The following is a 15,182-nucleotide window of genomic DNA, read 5'->3' on the forward strand; positions in this document are numbered from 1 at the left end:
AATCAACATAACAAACCAGACAAACCTATGGCATACAGCGAACTTTTTGCAGACCGAATCAAACAAATTTTAGACGACAAAGATATTACCTACATCACCAAAAAAATGATGGGAGGCTTGTGTTTTATGGTGGACGACAAAATGTTGTGCGGCATCGTCAGAAACGAACTCATGGCAAGAATTGGCTCTGATGCCTACGAAGAAGCCCTCGCCAAAGAAGGCTGCAAAGAGATGACCTTCACAGGTAGAAGTATGAAAGGTTACGTATTTCTCGAAGATGAGGCAACAGATATGGATGAAGATTTGGAATATTGGATACAATTGTGCTTGGACTTCAATCCATTGGCGCAATCTTCCAAACGAAAAACTAAAAAATGAAAAAAATAACCATTGAAGAATACAACCCCGATTGGAAGCTGCAATTTGAAGCTCTAAAAGCCTGCATCGCAAGACCGATGAAAGGTTTGTTCCTTGCTATTGAACACGTTGGCAGCACTTCCGTTGAAGGTTTGGCGGCAAAGCCCATTATTGACATGGACATCATCATTGCAGAAGAAGGCGAAGTATTACAGCAGATGATTGGTAAGTTGGCAGAAATGGGTTATATACATCGAGGGGATTTGGGCATTGAAGGAAGACACGCTTTTAAGCGGCAATCCGACAGCGTTCCGTTCTGCAATTTCAACCAAACGTGGCAAGACCACCATCTGTATGTCTGCAAAAAAGGAATTCCAAGTCTTCAAAATCACCTCCTCCTCCGAGATTATCTGCGAACACATCCCGAATCGGTCATCGAATATGGTGAACTGAAAAAACAATTGGCTACAAAGTATCCCTACGGCATTGATTCTTACATTGAAGGGAAAACGGCGTTTATTGTAGATATTCTTCAAAAACAGGGATTTAGCGAGAGGGTTGCCAAAGATATTGAAGAGCAGAATCGGAATAAAAGTGATTAGAAAATAGTGACTGGTTATTAGTTTTCAAAACTATTAATTATCAATTTTTTGTGTAAAAATTAAGTCGCCACTTATTTGATTTTTGTTGTACTGGCTTACCTTCAAAAACAATCCCCCTGAGAAGCATACTAAGACCAATCCTCCTAAAACACTCCAACCCAATAGCCCCGTATAAGTCCACCCAAAATCCAAGGGTCGTTGATTGCCCTGGCTCACTAATGCCGCCCAATAATAAGGATGTGCATACGCCGATTCTGTTTCTTGTAGATAATCAATTTTGGCTTGTCGAAGTGCCTCGTCTTTGGTCGAGCCATTTTGGAGGTGTTGGTAAAAATGCAGCATCACCTTTGCACTTGCCGCATCGTCTATTTGCCAAAGCGACATGACCGTACTTGGACAACCCGAATGGACAAATGCCCGACTCAAACTCAAAATTCCCTCTCCCCGACTCAGCTTCCCATAGCCCGTTTCGCAAGCACTCAACACAGCCATTTCTGCATCAATCTTCCTATTGTACAACTCATAGGCATACAAACGTCCTTCATTATCCTGTTCCTCCGTATTCGCAAACAACATGACCGAGTACATCGGGTCTGCATCGTCAATCAGCGTATGGGTTGAAAAGTGCAAAATGGAAGCCTTGCTACACGCCTGTTTTACAGCACTTTCGTTGGCATCAGATCCATAATAAAAATGCCCTTCAAACATTTGGGAAAGCACATCGAGTTCAAATTTGGAGTGGATCAAGGCAGGTAGGTTTTGCAAAATACTATCTGCAATGCCTCGCTCCGCCAAAGCATTTTCTCCCACTGCAAAAGGCGCAAAAGCGGTGATTGAAAACTCCTTTGAAGCCAGTTTTTTCTCTTGGCTTTTCTTCAAAAGCGTGGCAGAATAGGCATAACTCACTCGGTATTTTTTCAGCAAATAAGGCAATTGTTTGTACTGTCGCTTGGTCGTATCGGGCATGGCGGTCAGCAAAACTTCAAAAGGCACATACCCCAAAAGCCCATCGGGAATCACCACCAACTCTTCTCCTTCAAACCCTTGCAGCGACTCCGCCAATAAATTTTCATACAGCCAAGAAGCACTTTCTGCAAACTGTCGATATGCCTGTTGAGGCGTTTCCACCACCGCTTTTTTGTCAGACAGCGAACGATGCAAAGCTTCAATATGTAATTGCACCAAGCCCATATCCGCTATTTCAATTATCCGACTCCTCCCCTTCCTCACACTCGCCACATAACCTTTCTCTTCCCCCATAAAAAACTCCAACAATAAAGCATTGGGCGCAACCAAATCTTGCTGTACTTCAGCTAACAAAATGGGTTCGAGGTCTTGTTGGTAGTCTTTGTAGTTGGGATATGTCTCAGCCGTTTTTTTCAGTGTGCGTTCGAGTGCTCGTTTGGTATTGAAAATAGAATCTTGAAGGTTTTGATAGGTTTTTCCAGTGCTGTGGCTTTTTTGGTACGCCAAACTTGCAATTGTATTTTTTAGAGTTGCAAGGTGCTGTGAAAGGGAATCAGGAATCTCTGTAAATTGCAGGGCTTCTTGTTCTTGTATGGATTCGAGTAGAACGGCGGCTTTGCTGCGTTCGATGAGAGAGAATGCTTGGGAGGTGTGGGAGGGGGAGTTTTGGCTTAGTTGGTGGGCGGTGTAGATGGCTTTTTCGTATATAGTTTTTAGATCACTACCCCAGAATAATTTATCGGATTGGTCTATGTAAGCGGTTCTAATATTGCTGAGAATATCTAAGGCATCTTCGTAGTGATGGAGGATTTTTTTTAGTTGAGTTAGGTCAGATTGAGAGTTTTTTTGTGCGGTGAGTGCGTCCCCCATTCGTTCTAATGCTATTGTCACCCAAGTATCTGGCTGTATCGCATTGGTTTGGAAGAAGTGAATGAATGGCTGGTTTTCTACTAAACAAAAATTAGGCGGCAATAATGCTTCTAAGGCTTGTTCATACTGCTCATATGCCAAATGAGATTTTTCTTGTTTTTGATATAAATCACCTATACTTACTAAAATTTTGGCAGTTTCTCGGTGATGAAAGCCATATACCTCCAAACTGTATTTTTTCGCAACTTCATAATTTTTCATAGCAAGTTGAAGTCTGCCTTCCTCCGAAAAAGTTTGTCCTATTTGATAATATCCAAAAACTATTGAAGAAGAGTCTTCTTCTACTTCGGCAACTTCAATCGCTTTATACGCCCATTTTTTCGCTTCATCAATATTTTGTTTCGCTAACTGGGTTTCAGAAATACGGAGATAACTTAAGACATCTTGATAACCATAGAAGTCCAAAGCCTTATTGTAATAAACCAATGCACTATCGAGATTACCCGTTGCAGTAAAAGCTGCTCCGATATTGTATGAAACCCCTCCTGACATATAGTGAGATTCCTTTTTTAGGTAAATTGAAAGTGCTTGTTTTAGATAGTTCAGTGCCTGTTCATTTTCACCACGTACTATTGAAATCCAACCGATATTGTTGTATATAGATTCTACTCCTTTTAAATCTCTACTCTTTTCTATCCATTGGAGGCTAAGTAAGTAGGCATGAAAAGCTTTATCGAACTGACCGTCTGTGAAATACAAGTATCCAAAGAGGTTATAGAGTTTACCAATGGTACGAGAGTCCATATTGGCTGATAAGGATGTATCCAGTGCCTCCCTTAGTTCTTCAAATGCTTGAAGTAGTTTTTGTTGTTTGGCAAGAGAAAGCACAATAAGCCAATTGGATTCATACCATTTTTCCCAATTACAAGATTGAAGGAAAAATGGTTTTGCTTTTTTAGCATGATAATAACAAGAGTCGTATTGAGGGTCTTGTAGTCCATAAAAAAAATCTGCCTTAGCTATATATTTTTTTGCAGTGCTATCAGATAAATTAACAGCATAAATTATCGTATTGTCAATAATGAACATCAACAATACAAGTAGTAAATTCCTATAAAATTTGGATTTGGAGAAAATCAATTTCGAAACATTAAAAAATAAAATATTAGGTCATTCTTAATTTAATTATACAAATAATTAATAACAATATTATGACGGATAAAATTAAAGTAATTTTATTAATTATTTTTTCACTATATATACATTTATAATATTTTATCTTTGTTGTCACTTTATTAGTAGGAATAACTTCAATTGGTATATCTCCTTTAAGGTGATGATAAAATTTAATATTTGCCTTGTTACTTATAATAGTCTCAGCTATATATGGTTCCTTTATAGAGGCACTATACGTTACAAAACCTTTGCTCTCGTCAACATTAGAATTACCTTCTAAAGTTTTTGCAGAGGGGAGTTTAATGTCATCAAATATGAATAATAATTTATCTTCTACCCATTTTTTTTCACACGGATGTGAAGATGAAATAATTTTAACATTATTTTTTTCTAAGTACTCAAAATCAAAAAAATCTTCAATAATAATATTACTTACATCATCCCCTTCAATATTCTGAAAATCAATATAATAAATTAAATCATGCCTTTCTTCGTCAATATAAACTATATCATGTGAAACTGTTTTATAATTAGGATCTTTAGGGGGCTTTTTCACTTCATTACGAATATAATCAGTGTCTGTATATAAACAATTACTGATTATAACGGATTGCTGTGATTTCGATATCCTCCTAACGAAGCCGCGATTAACAAATTCTGTAACCAGTCATGATGATAGACAAATCCGTTGAGTCTTGCCGCAGGACTGATTAAGACAGCTGATTCATCCCAAGCCTGTAAACAAGAGGGTGAAAAATTATGAAGAAGGGCAAAAGCTCTGAAATTATGAGTAGTGCTAAGTATATCTCCATGAAACATTTGGGAGTTGTTGGCATGTCTATTCATTGCCCTCATGGATCTATCTATCATGTTGGAGGTTTTGTGTGCTTTGGGAAAGTCAAAATGTGCTAACCACTTGTTTTTCTTTTTACAGAGTTTAAGAATATTATCTTTCATGGGGCAGGAAGGCACATTCTTAGCTGTCCATTCCCGAAGCCTTCTTATATGTTGTGCGAATTGTCTTTTTGAAGTAGTTCGATAAGCCTTCCACACCTTATCTGCTGCTGTATTGAAATAGTCTTGAATCTTTTTTGTAGCTCTGTCTCTAATTTTTAGAAAGGCGTGTAAGAAACATTCAATGACTTGAATATTTGGATAGAGTTTTTGCCATGCGTTCTGTGTAGCTGTCCACCCATCTGTATTTACTGTATTAGGTTGGTAGTCAGATGACACATCCTCTGCTTCTTGTTTGAATACACCATAAGCTTCTTCCAAAGAATCCGCATCTGCGCCAGAAGAAACTTCCATACCTAAAAAACAGTTTTGTCCCACAGTTGTAGCCACATAAGCTTTTTTACCTTGTATTTTTACATGGTGTTCATCTGCTAAAATATCGGAAGGTAATTTTTCTGGGTCATGGATGGTTGTGCCTACAATGCTATAATCACTAAAACAATTATAGAGGCGGTACCACCACATCGCATTGTATCCAAAAGCAAATGCCAATGCCCAGAAAGGAACACCGAACCGCTTTAAGAACAAGCCTTTAGAAGCTATATACGTCTTCGCTCTGCAATAAGGCAGAATGAAACTTGGGCGTATTTGATAATTTTGTCCCGCTACTTTTATTTTTCGCATTTGGATATTCATTTTTTTCGACGGCCGAGTTTTGCCGTTAAGCACATAACCTTTAGTCATTTGTGCAGGAAATAACTCGGGGCTTGTTGCCCATATTTCGCTAATTATTTGGCGAGCTATTTTTGGGTCGTTTAAAAATGAATCGTATTTATTTTCCAAAATCGGTAATACAATCGTACAATTTTTGTTAATTTGAGATGCCATTGAATTTGCACTTGTTTGGTTCGTACTTTAAACATAAGCTTTTTCAGTGGCTTTTTTATTATCACAGCAAAACGTTACAATCAGAACAATTAATAGTACTATTTTCACCTTCTGGTTTAAATTCATTGGGTTTCATACCAATACCTGCCGTCATAGTTGCTTCTACTAAGAAAGGCATATTATTCTGTGGAAGATTATCTTTAACTAATGCTTTAATTACTAAATTTCGTTGCTCTTGTCTTTCAGAATTAAGATTATAAAACATATACGATATATATCTTTCTCCTATTTCAAGAAATTCAAATTCACTTTCATGAATAATAACATTTTCGTTAGTAATTGTAACTGCTTCTGGTGGATAATCAATCCTTACTATGCCATTTATTGGACTACCCTCGCATTGGAAATTTCCATTCTCTATTGTAATTATATAGTAAACATAATCTTCCGTATCTGTGTCATCACTAACGGGATCCCAGCTTTTAATAATATTGATGTCATGTCCACTGTCCAAAACTCTAAGTGCGCTACCCGAATCATGAATAGGTAAAATGTTATATCTGATAGGGTCAGTAGGTTTATAGCGAGCATTAGAATGTAAAGATATATAAATATCATTAATACTACGCATAAATTGATTATTATTACTCATTTCAGTAATGTAATTACCATCGCTAAATAACCAAAGTAACTCAACTTCATCGCTAAAATCTTTTATTTGTGGGGGACTACTTTCATAGAAATATTTCACTTTAGGTTGAAACTGGACTCCAAAAGAGTTAGAGGAGTTCCCTACTGGTGGTATGGGATAAAATAATAATTCTCCTCTTGTAGGATCTTCTTGTCCAAACCCTTCAACTAAGAAAACACACAACAAAACACCAACAAAAAACATCTTCTGGACTAAATTCATAACAGATTGCATATTATGGTTAAATAAATAAGTGGTTAGGCTAAAAAATTATGCAATAGGGTTCTCTCAAAAAGTTTTATTAGAATGTGCTATAAAACAATTAAATATAGCATTTTCTTTTTAAATAGTCAAGGTTCTTTATAAAAAACAAAACAAATACATGAATAAACTATAAATAACTGCCCAAGCAGGCTTTTCTACGGAATTTGTTTACCAATCATTAAGCATTGATAAACAATCCCGTAGAATAAAAACCTGTGATTTGGGTGGTCAATTGATTAGTGTGAAAAATAAATGTGTGTGTATGTTAATTAGATTAAAGTGAAATGTAATACGGGAACTAAGTTCGCACTTTGGGGAAGAAGTATGAACATGTCCCCGTATTAAGGTGGCTTTAGGTTTGAAGAGCAATTATGGTGGATTCTGGGCGAATCTATTGTCACTTAAAAACACTGTATCTTGGTTATTATTAAATTTGAGTCGGTTGGTTCGCATATGATGTGTGAATAAATAGTTGAATAATTGCCTTTCAACCTTCTATACTTTTTATTTTAAAAAGGTAAACATAAAAAAAGAATTAGTGCTTAAAATTATTTTCCAATTCACTGATAATCAAATTTATAAAATAAAATTATTTTTTTTTCACTGGCTTCAATATCCTATATTTCATTTCCCTTCAATTGTTTACCTTTATGACTTCAAAAGTATAACTCTACGAAAGCATGAGCAACGACGAACTCCAAAAAATCATTCAAGCACTACAAGATGGTGATAACTCACCACTTAAACAGTTTTTTGAAGCACACGCTATGTACTGTGTCAAGCAAGTAAGGTCAAAAACAAATTGTGATACCACTGATGCCAAAGACGTTTTTATGGAAGCCTTATTGATATTGAGAGACAATCTATTGAAAGGCAAAATCACTGAACTGACCAATGTAAAGGGCTACTTGGCCTCTACCTCTGTCAATCAGTGGAGAAAAAATTACCACAACCGAAAAAGAGAAAAGGAAAACCAATCGGACTTACAGGTGTATTTTTATGAAGAACGCAATGCTAATAAGGAAACATTCGACCATTTGATTGACCAAGAAATGAAGGAAGAACTGCAAGAAAAAAAACAACAACGATTGAAGCAAATACTGACCGCACTGAAATCAATCGACCAAAAATGCCAGAAAATTATAAAACTATTTTATGTCCAGCACCTTAGTATGACCAAAATTGCTGAATTGGTAGGACTAAGCAATGCCAATGTTGCCAAAACCGCCAAACGACGGTGTTATTTAAAATGGCTCAATGCCATAGACCAACAACAAACGAGCTGACGATTCACCTGACTAACCTTCAATAAAATGGAAAAATGGAAAGAACACCTAGAGAATGGGTAGAAGAATATATAGACAATCTACTTACCCCAGAAGACAGACAATTGTTTGAAGAACAATTACAAACAGATGAAACATTTACGACAGAATTAAATTTACAATTGGATGCCATTGCAGCCTTACGTGCCTCGGAAAAAGTGAAATTGAAGCAGGAAATAAATACTTGGTGGGCGCAAATAGGTGAACCCATTTCAATAGCACAAGAAACAAACGCTTCTAACAAGATTGTTCCTTTGGCCTCCAAAAAATACCTTTATCTAGCAGCAGCGATGATACTCATCTCACTGTCAATCGGATATTTGTACTTTGTCACCAATACCCATACTCCTTCCACCGAAACACTGGTTGCACAGTATCTTTCAGAACCCGCCACCATATCGTCCGATTCCAGAACAGCTACATCCTCCACTGACTCCCTCAGGACAGTTGCACAAAAACACTACAATTCAAAAGAATTTGCAGAAAGTATCCACCTGTTTACCCAACTTGTCAACACCCCCAACCCAACTTTTCTCGACCACCTCTACTTAGGATTGTCTCATCTATATCTACCCAATCAAACTGATTTTTCACCCGCCATTGCCCACCTGCAACAAGTCTTAGAAACGGACAACGATTTTCACCAAAAAGCTAGTTGGTTTTTGGCATTGGCCTACTACAAAAATGGAAATACGCTAGAAAGCAAAAAAATATTGAAGGAAATATCCAATGAACCAGAAGGAGATTATGCTAAAAAGGCAGGTGAATTGCTGCAAAAACTAAACGACATGACTCCATAAATTTAGATTTTGCTTATTTATTTGAAAGACAAAATTAATTGATCACTAACCAGTTGCCATGTTTTTCATTCATTATATATATGCAACCCAATCTGTCTGTGAATTTTTAAAGAATTGTCCTCTCGTCTTTTATAAAAAATTAGCCCCGTTCCTTGAGTGTTACCCGTAAAACCAGGAACCGTCCACTGAACATAGAACTTCGAATATTGAATAATTCCATCGCTCACCTTTTCATAATCGTAAGTCCAAACTTGAATCGAATCTATTTTGACAGGATTTTTATGATAATCTATAAAATGCTTCTTTAAGTTTTCAATTCCATCTTTTTTTGTATTTGCAAAAGGATAATAAGTAGCATCCTCAGTATATGTTTCAATCAGCTTTTTGGTATCTCTGTCTCTTACACAATTTTCATTCAAGGCATCATAGGCATCCAATTCCAAAGGAATTTTCTTTCCCTTTCTTGGCATTAATCCAAGTGATTCTTCTTCAATCGAAAGTACCCTTAAGTTTGCAGGCGTATCTATTGGGTGATAATAGCCAAAAGCCTCTGCTTTCAGAAGTAGATTTCCATCATTTTTGTACTTCCAAACATTAAAATATTTGCCTTCATAGTATTTTTTATCGCTAAACTTTTTCTTAAAATTCCCAATTTCAAGTACCGTTTCACCAAAATCAAATAATTCTTCCGTCTCTTTTTGATATGCTTCTATATTCTGTTTTTTAAAAACCTCTGTATAGTAATTTTCTATCTGTTTTTTCCCATCAATTAGAGGATTGTATTCGGCCAATACAATGGCTTCATCCATATATAAATCAATAATTTTACTAAAATCTTTGTCTTTCGCAGCTTCAATCAATGATTGATTCAATTTTTGTACAGTTCCCTTCAAATCTTCTGCTGAGACCACATTGTTTTTCTTGCTTTCCATTTTCTCTTTACAAGAAAATGTTACAATTAGTAGTGTCAGAATGATTGAAACATATTTTTTCATCTTACCTTTTTTGTTGGGTTAGTTGTTGGTAGTATACTGATTTTCAAATAATTCACGTCTTCAAGAATAAACTCCAAAAGTCTCATTCCACTAAGGTCTTCAATAAATCTAAATCTTTGCCCAACGAAAATCGGGTGAATTTCCTATACTACCTTTCCTTGTTAACGGAACAGCTACTATTCCGTTTTCTCCAATTTTGAAAAGTTCATCCCATTTGCAAAACAAAAAAGCCTTGATTAGCAGACTGCTAACCAAGGCCTTTCACACAAAGAAAAGAAAAACAGAAAGATACCTTTTCTTATTTATACACATTTACTTGAAAAACAAACTTTTTAATAATTTTGGCTTGTTCAGTAAGCGGCAAGCTCGCCAACCGATTTGTCTTGGATAAGTTGGATTGTGTTCCCAATATGTCGATCAAATTCATGGCATTGCGTACCTTGATAGCATAAGAAGCACTTTCAGTATCGTTGTGACGTGCTTTGATAATACCAATCAATGCGCCATCTTTGTCAAATAAAGGTCCACCACTGTTGCCACCGTAGATAGACATTCCTATTTGATAGGTTGCCAAATTGCCTTTATAGCCACTCAACGAGCTGATAATGCCATCCGCTAATTTAACTTCCTTCCCCATCGTACTGCTTAGGGGATATCCCAATGTAAAGACAAATTCTCCTACTTCTGATGTTTCTGTTTTCAAAAAATAAGGAATTTCTTCCAATCCGTGAAAATACGGATCTTCAATTTTAATAATCGCTAAATCATTTGCAGCATCCTCCTTGACCACAACAGCATTGTAAACATTGCCATTTAGCTCCGCCTCTACTCTTGTTGATTCTTTGATGAGGTGATGGCTAGTAAGCAAGTATCCCGAACGTGATACGGCAAAGGCAGTACCAGAAGCAGATATCAAATCACTTGTGCGGACTTCATTGCTTCGTACTCTAAAATATTCGTAAGTATTGTTATTGTCCTTAAAGCTCAAAATCAACATCTTGTTTTTGTCTATACTCACAAACGCATTGGTATTGATTACTTTATGGGGTAATCTCCAGCTTGCCGTATGATAAGCATTCTCGCCCTTAGGATTTATTTGTCCCATTAGTTCACCCTCTTCCCAATCTTTGTAGTTCGTAGCACCACTTAGATAGACTACATCATAACTACCCATCTTATTTTTGACTACACCAATCCTATATGCACTTTTATTGGCATGTTTGCCCAACTTTTTTTCGTATTTCCCTTCTACTGGGTCGGTTGTGTTTTCAAATCGGTGTCCCAAACCAGCCTCATTGTAAGGAGTCATGCTTGCTTTTGGCAATCTCAAGCTCTGGTATTCTTGATACGTGACAGGTTGACTGTACATTTTAGTCCATAGACTATAAAATTCTTGTAGGCTTGTACTTCCTTTAGAAACTATTGCAGCAGGCGCATGGAATGTGAAAGTATCTCCCAAGCAAGAAGTGAAACGAAGAGAATGATTGGTAAAGGATTGTTCGGTAGGTTGCATTTCAACTTTTACCCGTACAATATCGCAGAAAGAGGCTACGGAGTTGAATACCTGCTCTCTTTGAGAAGAAGTAATTGCCACACTCTTGATACCCAATTGTTGAATATAATACACCAACTGGGCTACAATGGCATTATTACCTTCATCTACTTTTTGCTGAAGCTCATCCGAAAGTTCTAAGATGGCAACATTTACGCCACTCAAAAAATCATGGATAGCTAAATTAGGATTAGAATTCTCTACCTTAATTTCTTGGGCATTGATGAATAAAGTGTGGATTAAACAGAAAAGTAAAAAGTAAACATTTTTCATGAGCTGGGGCTTTTAGAGTCCAAAAATAAAAGGTGGGGTTAATTCTGTTGGTAATATTAAAGACAAAAAACTTACCAAAATTCTTTGGAATATTCACCCAAAGCCATATGAGAAATGCCAATATTAGACGTTTTACACTGAAAGTCAATACTTTACTCCAAAAAAATCTTACACAAAAAATTACATTAGTATTACAAAAACTTGCTCATTCCTTTCTTATTCTTGATTGACATTTCGTTACATAAATGATTGATAATCAAAACTAAAATTGGGTTACAAAAAAACATAAGATATGAACAGACTCATTTTTAAGACAATAGGATGCCTCATAAAACCAACAAAGCCTTGACTGATAGCATCCTATCGGCCAAGGCTTTGTTGTTCCAAACATGAACAAAAATAATTACTCAACTATTCAATATTTACCTTTGTAAGGTGTGCTGCACCATTGGTTTCGCTGCGAACTTCGCTAGGTGAACCTACATACAGCATTTGGCTTGCACCCGATAAGTCTGCATCCAAACTATTCTCTACTCTTAGATGTGCATTGCTTGCGCCCGACAATTCTGCCTCCACATCCGTTGCTTCAAAATCGTAGGCATTCATGGTAGATGCACCAGAAAGCTCCAAAAACATTTTTTGGCTACTACCCACCAAATTCAAACTACTTGCGCCAGACATATCGACCACCAATTTCTCCGAATTTACCGAAGCATTGCAGTCACTTGCGCCCGAAATATCGAAGGAAAGCGTTTCTGCACTGAAATCTTTAACTATGGCGTGACTTGTGCCAGTCAATTCTAATTCAGACAGGTTAGGCATTGTCAAGTGTAGGTCTAATTTGCCGTTATTATGCGACTTGGAGAAAAACGACCATTTGCTATTCATAGACACCTCTAGGGTTTTTCCACCTTTATCTATGTTTACTTTTTCCAAATTTTCGTCGCTTTCATGGCTCACCAAAGTAACCTCAAAATTTTCGCCTTGCTGTACATACACATTGAAGCTACCAGAAATGTCCAATTCAGTAAAATCAGCAAAATCATAGGTTTTGGTATGGTCACTTGCTGAAATATTTGGAATCAAAAAAGCATCATCACCTAACGATTTAGCCGATACACTTGGATAATTCATTGCAGTATTTTCTTGTGTTTCATCTGCTTCAAATTCGTAATCGTCTATGCTGTCCGCTTTCCACTCCTTCAACCCTTCTTCGGTCATTAGCCATGTTTTGCCGACCATATCACCATCATAGGTATCAGTTACATTTTTCACATCGTAAATCACCTCATACCTATCTCCATACATGGATTCATCGAAGTAAACCGCTTTGCCAACAGGTACTTTTAGGGTGATGTGATACCTTTGAAAACGCCATTTATCGGATTTATCAATTTTGTAGTAAGGACTGACATACAGTGTTTCGCCATCCAACTCTGTTTGATGGACAATGTTCTCTGCAATTTTTTGTGCTGTTGAAGTGCTTCCTCCTCTTGCAGAAACTTTTTTGACAATTTCAAAATTATCTGTTTCACTCTTTTCAACATCGAGTTGGACTTTTTCTACATAAATAGCTCCTGAACCACTGTCGAAAATCACATCTCCAAAACGCATATCCGGCAAATCAAGCTCCAAAGGTGTTCCCCCGTGTTGATGTCCATGAGCATTTTCCTCATTTTTCAAGTTGGTATAATAGCCATCTTCCAATACATTCAAATGTAAAACTTGAGCATGAACATCCAAAGGTTCAGCAGGAATAACTATTTGACTTCGAGAAGAAAAATTGTTGTCGTAAGTAGTACCGCCAACTGCAATTAGACTCACCAAACTCAACACCCACAAAAACCCCAATCCTCTTGCCCAACTTGCTGACTGCAAACGCACATTGAAGGAACGACGCAAAACTGCATAGCTGATAAAAAGTATGGGAATACCGATTAAAAAGGCCGTACTAATAGATACGAGGGTTAGCGGTAGAGAAGAAGAAAATACAAATGTGACAAAAAACTTAGAAAAGGCGAATAGGCTACCAATAATAGCTATCAGCGCAGTACCCAAAGAAATGAGCATGATGACACCGAGAAAAATCAGAAATGCCTTCAATACAGAGCCGCCCGCTTTAAACACCTTTGGGGCGGCTGTTTTTACTTCTTTTGTCGCCTGTTTAAAAAAAAACTTCGTTTTTTGTCCGTTCTCGCTTTTGCTAAAATCTTCGAGCGTGTTTTTGAGATTGTCCAATCCCTCTTTCACCGTCTTTTCGATATTAGAAACATTGATGGGTTCGCCACGCATAGCAAGTTTTTGAGCAGGCGTTTTGGCTTCTGGCACTATCGCCCACAACAGAATGTAAGGTAAAACACCCCAACCACCTGTAAAGAAAGAAACAGCAAATGCAATGCGAATCCATATCGGATCTTCAATGCCAAAATAATCGCTCAAACCTGCACACACACCCCCCATAAAGGCTTCATCAGGATTTCGGTACAAGCGGCGACTTTTTTTGCGGTTATTTGCCCGTTCGCCCTTTGGCACATCTGTTGTCGAATTGCTACCATCGCCATCGACACCCGCAGTTTCATAGACATGTGCCTGTGCATGACCCGCCTCTGGCTCATCAAACTGATCTGGTAAGCCCATAATGTTGATAACGTGTGCTACATCAGAAGGCAATATTACCTGCCGCCTACTTGTCGAGAGTGCCTCTTGAAACATCTCCGCAACACGGGCTTCAATGTCTTCGAGAATTTCGTCTGCTCCTTCCTCATTGGAGAAATGTCGGTTAATAGAGTTAAGATAGCCTTCCAATCTGGTGAAAGCATCTTCTTCTATGTGGAAAAATATACCGCCTAAATTGATGCTAACTGTTTTGTTCATGATTTGGAATATTTTGAGTAGTTATGATTGTTGTTGTTGAATGAACGGTGCTAACCAGCTGATTCCAAGTAATCTTTAGTTCATTTTTAAAGGCTGTGCCATCTTGGGTTAGGCTATAATATTTGCGCGGAGGACCTTCGCCAGATTCTACCCAACGATAAGTAATCAAACCTATCTTTTTTAAACGAGTAAGAAGCGGATACAGTGTACCATGTACAACAATCATATCATTTTCTTCCAATGCGTCAATGATCGTTTTTGCGTACATTTCTTTCTCGCTCAATAAGGATAAAATACAAAACTCCAGGATTCCCCTTCGCATTTGTGCCTTTGCATGATCCAGTTTTTCTATGATTTTTTGATTCATGTCATTTGTTTATAATGATTTCAAGGTACTATGCAATACAAGGTACTGTATTTATTTTGTAGAACCAATAGTTCATTCAAAAAGTTCCACGGAAAAGCATCTTTTTTCAAAAAATTAACTTTTTTTAAGGTACTATGTGGCATTATAGTAGCTGCTTTAGCCTACTAACATCTATTGCCACTCCAAAAGTTCCCCTTCAATCTTCAATTTTTGAATGGCAAGCAAAAT

At 37.2% G+C, this 15,182-nt stretch carries 12 protein-coding genes; 4 read left to right on the forward strand and 8 right to left on the reverse strand.

All coding sequences use genetic code 11. From position 1 onward, the window contains the following. Nucleotides 1–27 precede the first annotated feature (27 nt). Together R3E32_12705 and R3E32_12710 are read left to right on the forward strand one after the other, a co-directional pair. Nucleotides 28–378 (forward strand): TfoX/Sxy family protein, encoded by a 351-nt coding sequence (locus tag R3E32_12705; GenBank protein ID MEZ4885585.1) that lies wholly within the window; start codon nucleotides 28–30, stop codon nucleotides 376–378. Beyond that, nucleotides 375–959 (forward strand): GrpB family protein, encoded by a 585-nt coding sequence (locus tag R3E32_12710; GenBank protein ID MEZ4885586.1) that lies wholly within the window; start codon nucleotides 375–377, stop codon nucleotides 957–959. Before R3E32_12705 ends, R3E32_12710 begins: the two co-directional genes overlap by 4 nt. Nucleotides 960–992: 33 nt before the next feature. Here R3E32_12710 and R3E32_12715 read toward each other — a convergent pair whose 3' ends face one another. From R3E32_12715 to R3E32_12730, 4 genes are all read right to left on the reverse strand, one after another. Beyond that, nucleotides 993–3,884 carry a CHAT domain-containing protein gene (locus R3E32_12715; GenBank protein MEZ4885587.1) on the reverse strand — a complete coding sequence of 964 codons (2,892 nt, stop codon included), beginning with the start codon at nucleotides 3,882–3,884 and terminating at the stop codon, nucleotides 993–995. Nucleotides 3,885–3,960: 76 nt separating this feature from the next. Beyond that, nucleotides 3,961–4,527, reverse strand: a complete 567-nt coding sequence (locus R3E32_12720; GenBank protein ID MEZ4885588.1) for a hypothetical protein — start codon at nucleotides 4,525–4,527, stop codon at nucleotides 3,961–3,963. A 44-nt stretch (nucleotides 4,528–4,571) separates the two neighbouring features. After that, nucleotides 4,572–5,813, reverse strand: coding sequence for a hypothetical protein (locus tag R3E32_12725; protein MEZ4885589.1), 1,242 nt, complete (start codon nucleotides 5,811–5,813; stop codon nucleotides 4,572–4,574). 61 nt (nucleotides 5,814–5,874) lie between these two features. Next, nucleotides 5,875–6,726, reverse strand: coding sequence for a hypothetical protein (locus R3E32_12730; protein ID MEZ4885590.1), 852 nt, complete (start codon nucleotides 6,724–6,726; stop codon nucleotides 5,875–5,877). A 722-nt stretch (nucleotides 6,727–7,448) separates the two neighbouring features. On the opposite strand from R3E32_12730, the gene R3E32_12735 reads away from it, so the two are divergent. Together R3E32_12735 and R3E32_12740 are read left to right on the forward strand one after the other, a co-directional pair. Then, the gene (locus tag R3E32_12735) at nucleotides 7,449–8,054 is read left to right on the forward strand and encodes a sigma-70 family RNA polymerase sigma factor (GenBank protein ID MEZ4885591.1); all 606 of its coding nucleotides are present in this window, start codon (nucleotides 7,449–7,451) and stop codon (nucleotides 8,052–8,054) included. Between the two features lie 35 nt (nucleotides 8,055–8,089). Beyond that, nucleotides 8,090–8,893 (forward strand): hypothetical protein, encoded by an 804-nt coding sequence (locus R3E32_12740; protein ID MEZ4885592.1) that lies wholly within the window; start codon nucleotides 8,090–8,092, stop codon nucleotides 8,891–8,893. Nucleotides 8,894–8,958: 65 nt separating this feature from the next. Here the strand turns inward: R3E32_12740 and R3E32_12745 are convergent, their stop codons facing one another. The 4 genes from R3E32_12745 to R3E32_12760 all read right to left on the reverse strand — a co-directional run bounded on the left by R3E32_12745 (nucleotide 8,959) and on the right by R3E32_12760 (nucleotide 14,954). Then, nucleotides 8,959–9,888, reverse strand: coding sequence for a hypothetical protein (locus R3E32_12745; GenBank protein ID MEZ4885593.1), 930 nt, complete (start codon nucleotides 9,886–9,888; stop codon nucleotides 8,959–8,961). 298 nt (nucleotides 9,889–10,186) lie between these two features. Further along, nucleotides 10,187–11,713 carry a serine protease gene (locus tag R3E32_12750; GenBank protein ID MEZ4885594.1) on the reverse strand — a complete coding sequence of 509 codons (1,527 nt, stop codon included), beginning with the start codon at nucleotides 11,711–11,713 and terminating at the stop codon, nucleotides 10,187–10,189. A 411-nt stretch (nucleotides 11,714–12,124) separates the two neighbouring features. Continuing rightward, on the reverse strand, nucleotides 12,125–14,587 hold the full coding sequence (locus tag R3E32_12755; GenBank protein ID MEZ4885595.1) for a DUF2807 domain-containing protein: 2,463 nt from the start codon (nucleotides 14,585–14,587) through the stop codon (nucleotides 12,125–12,127). After that, the gene (locus tag R3E32_12760; protein ID MEZ4885596.1) at nucleotides 14,571–14,954 is read right to left on the reverse strand and encodes a PadR family transcriptional regulator; all 384 of its coding nucleotides are present in this window, start codon (nucleotides 14,952–14,954) and stop codon (nucleotides 14,571–14,573) included. Before R3E32_12760 ends, R3E32_12755 begins: the two co-directional genes overlap by 17 nt. Nucleotides 14,955–15,182 lie beyond the last annotated feature (228 nt).

The sequence above is a fragment of the Chitinophagales bacterium genome, assembly GCA_041392475.1.
In the GTDB taxonomy this organism is placed as follows: Bacteria; Bacteroidota; Bacteroidia; order Chitinophagales; family UBA2359; genus JAUHXA01.

Excerpts from the sequence above, each read along its gene's own strand:
- R3E32_12705 (MEZ4885585.1), top strand. The coding sequence starts at position 28 with ATGGCATACAGCGAACTTTTTGCAGACCGAATCAAACAAATTTTAGAC.
- R3E32_12710 (MEZ4885586.1), top strand. The coding sequence starts at position 375 with ATGAAAAAAATAACCATTGAAGAATACAACCCCGATTGGAAGCTGCAA.
- R3E32_12715 (MEZ4885587.1), bottom strand. The coding sequence starts at position 3,884 with ATGTTCATTATTGACAATACGATAATTTATGCTGTTAATTTATCTGAT.
- R3E32_12725 (MEZ4885589.1), bottom strand. The coding sequence starts at position 5,813 with ATGGCATCTCAAATTAACAAAAATTGTACGATTGTATTACCGATTTTG.
- R3E32_12730 (MEZ4885590.1), bottom strand. The coding sequence starts at position 6,726 with ATGAATTTAGTCCAGAAGATGTTTTTTGTTGGTGTTTTGTTGTGTGTT.
- R3E32_12735 (MEZ4885591.1), top strand. The coding sequence starts at position 7,449 with ATGAGCAACGACGAACTCCAAAAAATCATTCAAGCACTACAAGATGGT.
- R3E32_12740 (MEZ4885592.1), top strand. The coding sequence starts at position 8,090 with ATGGAAAGAACACCTAGAGAATGGGTAGAAGAATATATAGACAATCTA.
- R3E32_12745 (MEZ4885593.1), bottom strand. The coding sequence starts at position 9,888 with ATGAAAAAATATGTTTCAATCATTCTGACACTACTAATTGTAACATTT.
- R3E32_12750 (MEZ4885594.1), bottom strand. The coding sequence starts at position 11,713 with ATGAAAAATGTTTACTTTTTACTTTTCTGTTTAATCCACACTTTATTC.
- R3E32_12755 (MEZ4885595.1), bottom strand. The coding sequence starts at position 14,587 with ATGAACAAAACAGTTAGCATCAATTTAGGCGGTATATTTTTCCACATA.
- R3E32_12760 (MEZ4885596.1), bottom strand. The coding sequence starts at position 14,954 with ATGAATCAAAAAATCATAGAAAAACTGGATCATGCAAAGGCACAAATG.